This window comes from Brevibacterium picturae (genome assembly GCF_030453725.1).
Lineage (GTDB): Bacteria > Actinomycetota > Actinomycetes > Actinomycetales > Brevibacteriaceae > Brevibacterium > Brevibacterium sandarakinum_A.
Genome location: NZ_JAKDJU010000233.1, coordinates 1 through 3,921 on the forward strand (window position 1 = coordinate 1; position 3,921 = coordinate 3,921).

A 3,921-nucleotide genomic window follows, 5' to 3' on the forward strand; every position below is an offset into this window, starting at 1 on the left:
GGTGGGCCCCGTGGGGATCGAACCCACGACCCACGGATTAAAAGTCCGTTGCTCTACCAACTGAGCTAGAGGCCCCGCCCCAACACGACCATGCGAACATGTGCCACACCGGTGTTGTTGGAGACTCAATAATATTAGAGGTAAGGTGCCCGAATACTCAAACCAGCCAACGGCCGGTCAAGCGCCCCCGCGACTCCGCTGCACTGTCGCCAGCAGCAACCGAGCCCGCGGCGAGGTCACTTCTCCAGTTCGGGACGGTCGTCTTCCCAGCGATTGTCAGCCGAAGAGTCCGTGTGCGAGGAATCTTCGGCTGCCGCTTCGTCGATGACGTCGGACTCGATCGCCTTGTTCTTCTTGACCTTGTCCCGCAATGCGGCGACGTTCTTCAGCCCCGCCAGCAGCTTGCGATCCTTCTTCGGTGCGACGTACTCAGGATCGGTTTCGAGCGGGAAGATCGTCGGCGCAGCGCCGAAGGCCTCCTTCGACTCATCGGCGACCTTGCGCGCCATCTGAGCATTGACCACACCGCCGATGATCGCGCCGATGCCGAAGGGCAGCAGACGGCCGACCAAAGAACCGCCGGCGCGGGCGGCAAATTTGCGGATGAAGGTTTTGCGGAGCTTGCGCAGCAGCAGATCGACGACGGGGGCGGGCAGCTGTTTGGTCACAGTCGAGCCCCACCCGCTGAACATCGACTCCGTGCCGCCGGCCTGCTTATTGAAGCGCTGGACGAGGTTCTTCCCGTCCTTGCCGAGCATGAGACCCAGCACCAGTGCATTCGCTCGTTTGGAATCCTGAACAGGAAGACCATGAATCTCCGAGATCGCCTGCGCGAACAGGGCAGTGCCTTCGAGAAAGCCAGCAGTCTCAGCGGTCGCCACGCCCAGAGCGGCTGTCGTGCCGAGCCCGGGAACTGCCGCAGTCGCACCGACCGCTGCGCCACCTGAGGTGGTCAGTGCGAGGTAGTGCCGACGAATGATCTTGATGAGCTCTTCCGGAGTCGCCTCCGGATTCTTGCGGCGCAGGCTGCGTACATAGGCAAGGGCCACTGGGCGTTGGACCGACAGAAGCTTCGACAGCATCGACTGGGCGCGGGGATTGAGGGTTCCGTCGTCATTGACAGCGAGTTTCGCTGCCTTGTCCAGGCCCTTCTTCGCCACTGATGATTTTGCCACGGGAGTTCCTCCTCGTTGTCTGCACTTGCCACCTGCTGGTCGCAGGCACGAATCTGCTCCCAGTTTAATGGTGTCCACTGTGAGCTCGACGAATAGACCCTGACCGCGAAGCGACAACGCATTCGCGCGACCGACAACCGGCTCGAATGAGCGACCACTGACTCAGAATGGGGGACTAGACTGCTCTGACCATGACACAGCCACGCTTTCACCGCCCGATACCTCTGGCCGACCTCGATTCCGTCACCGCGACGAGTGACCCGGTGGCCAGATCGGAGACCTCTCACGCGACCGCAGCGCTTCTCCTCGGTGATTCGCGCGGGCAGCGAGATGAGGCTGCGACGAAGCGGTTCGTTGAGTTGGCCGACGACATCGGTCTCGAAGTCATTGCCGAAATGTGGTCCGCCGCGCCCGCGGTTTCCGCACCGGGAGCGCTCTGGCGCCTGTACGCGCTGCGCGAATGGATCCTCACGGCTCCGCGTGAGCTCGCCGAGATGTTCGCCACCGGACAGCGCAGGATGACGGCAGAGGGCCTCGGGCTCGACGAGATCCTTGCCGGGGTCGAGCTTCCGGCAGGCCCCGACGAGGTGGCTCGCGCCATCGATGAGATTCTGGCCGGTGCCTTCCGCGGGGATGTCGTCATCGCCCTGCTGCGGGCCGCGGCCTTCGTCGGCATGTGCGCCGAAGGCACCGCTGACTCCGAGGCCGCCACCCGTCTGCGCCAGTTCGCGAAGGACCTCAAAGATGCCGCCGTCTCCCACCGCCACGGTGGGCTCGACTGAGCCCTGTTCGTGGACTGGCCTTTCCACGTGCATGACTGTGAGATTTTCAACTATCGTTCACCCGCCTCGGCGGTGGACTCATGGGTGTGAGCGAGTATCGTGGTGGGTGGCCTTCGTGGCCACCGGACGCTGGATCTGAAGCCCCGGGCTCCAAATTCAGCCGCTTCGAGCGGCCTACCGCCGAGAGGCGCTCTCGGTTCAGCGTCCGGCACATACAATTGAAGCAACATGCACATTCGTCCGGCTCGACCGGGCCCCGGGCAGGAGGAGCGCATGCGGCTCAAACGAGTACCGCAGGACACTGTCTTCTACGAGCGACTGTCCGATTTGGTCGGGCAGATGAGGCAATGCAACCTGGTGCTTGCCGAGCTCTCCGGCATCGAAGTCAGCGAACGCCGGCAGGTCGCGGACCGCCTCCGCGAGATCGGCGATCAAGCCGACGAAGACATGGGAGCCGTGCTTCGCGCACTGCGCGAGAACTACATCACCCCCTTCGATCGCAACGACCTCTACCTGCTCGGTCATCACATGCGTGACATCTGCCACCTTCTCCACGGTGCAGGCTTCGTTCTCGCTTCGGAAGCATTCGACGAACTGCCCTCCGGCGTCCTGGAGACTCTCGCGGTCCTGTCCAATCAGACGGACCACACCTCACGAATGATCACTCGCCTGCCGGGCAAGCTTGATCAGTGGGACTACGTCGACAACATCAACCGCCTCACCTACCAGGTCGAAGCCCTGCAGTGGCGAATGTCCGACGCGGTGCCGAACTCGAAGCGCGGACTGACTTACATGGCCGCGGTCTCGCAGCTGGGACAGGCCTTCGTCCGTGCCGCATACGGTTTCACCGAACTGGGCAAGGTCGTCGCCGCCATCGCGATCAAGGAGTCGTAGTCCGTGGAGCTGCTCTTGGCGGGAGTCATCGTGACCGCGGTGATCTTCGCCGGTTCGAACGGATTCCATGACGCTGCGCTGACCATCGGCAATGCCGTTGTCGGACGATCCATCAACGCGCGCTGGGCTCTGGGCCTGGCCGTGGTCTTCAACTTCATCGGGGCGCTTCTGGGCGAAGGCATCGCCTCCGTCGTGGCCAACCAGATCGTTCACTTCGAGGGAGACCCCGAGGTCATCCTCACCTCCCTGATCATCGCCTTCGTCGCCGCGACGGCGTGGAGTCTGTTCACGTACTACCTCGCACTGCCGGTGTCCTCCACACACTGCCTTATCGGCGGTCTGCTGGGGGCCGGTCTGGCGCTGGGGTTCTCCGTCAACTCCTCCGAAGCGATCAACTCGGTGATCCTGCCGCTCGTGATCTCGCCGATCCTCGGGTTTGTGATCTCCTGGGGCCTCACCGCTCTGCTGTCGAAGGTCTTCGCGTCCTCGCCGCCCAAACCGCTCTTCCGTGGTGCCCGCATGGTCGACTCGGTCCTCACCTCCTCGCTGTCCCTGGTCCACGGCATCCAGGATGCACAGAAGATCGCGGCTCTGGTCATGGTCGGTATGCTCGCTGTCGATACCAATCCGCATACGGAGCTGGCCGTCGTGGAGATCTCCTGGCCGGTGCGACTGATCATCGCCGCAGCCCTGGCGATCGGCACGGGGTTGAGCGGATGGCGGGTTGTACGGACTCTGTCGGTGCGTATGGCCGGCCTCGACCCGCTGAAGTCCGCGACGGCCGATGCCACCTCCACGTTGCTCATGTACACGGCGGCACTCATCATGCGAGTCCCTGTGTCGCTGACCTTCATTCTCGGATCGGCGATCCTGGGCACGCAGTACGCCGGCCGCAGGGGCAGGCCCCGAGCCCGTTTCATCGTCCCCATCATCGGGGGATGGCTGCTGACCATTCCTGCGGCCGCGGCACTGGCGATCTGCATCGGTCTGGTGGCCAGACCGCTGGTCGGCTGAGGCGTCACCGCGTCACCGCGTCACCGCGTCACCGCGTCACCGCGTCACCGCGTCAC

Annotated in this window: 4 protein-coding genes and 1 tRNA gene; 3 read left to right on the forward strand and 2 right to left on the reverse strand. The window is 63.7% G+C overall.

What is annotated here, in order from left to right; translation table 11 throughout:
- Positions 1-2 precede the first annotated feature (2 nt).
- Together L0G76_RS14720 and L0G76_RS14725 are read right to left on the reverse strand one after the other, a co-directional pair.
- Positions 3-75: transfer RNA gene (locus L0G76_RS14720), tRNA-Lys, on the reverse strand.
- Between the two features lie 161 nt (positions 76-236).
- Positions 237-1,175: a hypothetical protein gene (locus L0G76_RS14725; protein ID WP_304357905.1), complete on the reverse strand. Its 939-nt coding sequence runs from the start codon at positions 1,173-1,175 to the stop codon at positions 237-239.
- Positions 1,176-1,366: 191 nt separating this feature from the next.
- Here L0G76_RS14725 and L0G76_RS14730 point away from each other — a divergent pair, with 191 nt between their 5' ends.
- From L0G76_RS14730 to L0G76_RS14740, 3 genes are all read left to right on the forward strand, one after another.
- Positions 1,367-1,957, forward strand: a complete 591-nt coding sequence (locus tag L0G76_RS14730; RefSeq protein ID WP_304357906.1) for a hypothetical protein — start codon at positions 1,367-1,369, stop codon at positions 1,955-1,957.
- A gap of 228 nt (positions 1,958-2,185) precedes the next feature.
- A complete protein-coding gene (locus L0G76_RS14735; protein WP_304357907.1) occupies positions 2,186-2,851 on the forward strand; it encodes a DUF47 family protein in 666 nt (221 codons plus the stop codon).
- Positions 2,852-2,854: 3 nt separating this feature from the next.
- Complete coding sequence (locus L0G76_RS14740) at positions 2,855-3,865, forward strand: inorganic phosphate transporter (protein WP_304357908.1); 1,011 nt, start codon at positions 2,855-2,857, stop codon at positions 3,863-3,865.
- Positions 3,866-3,921: the final 56 nt, after the last annotated feature.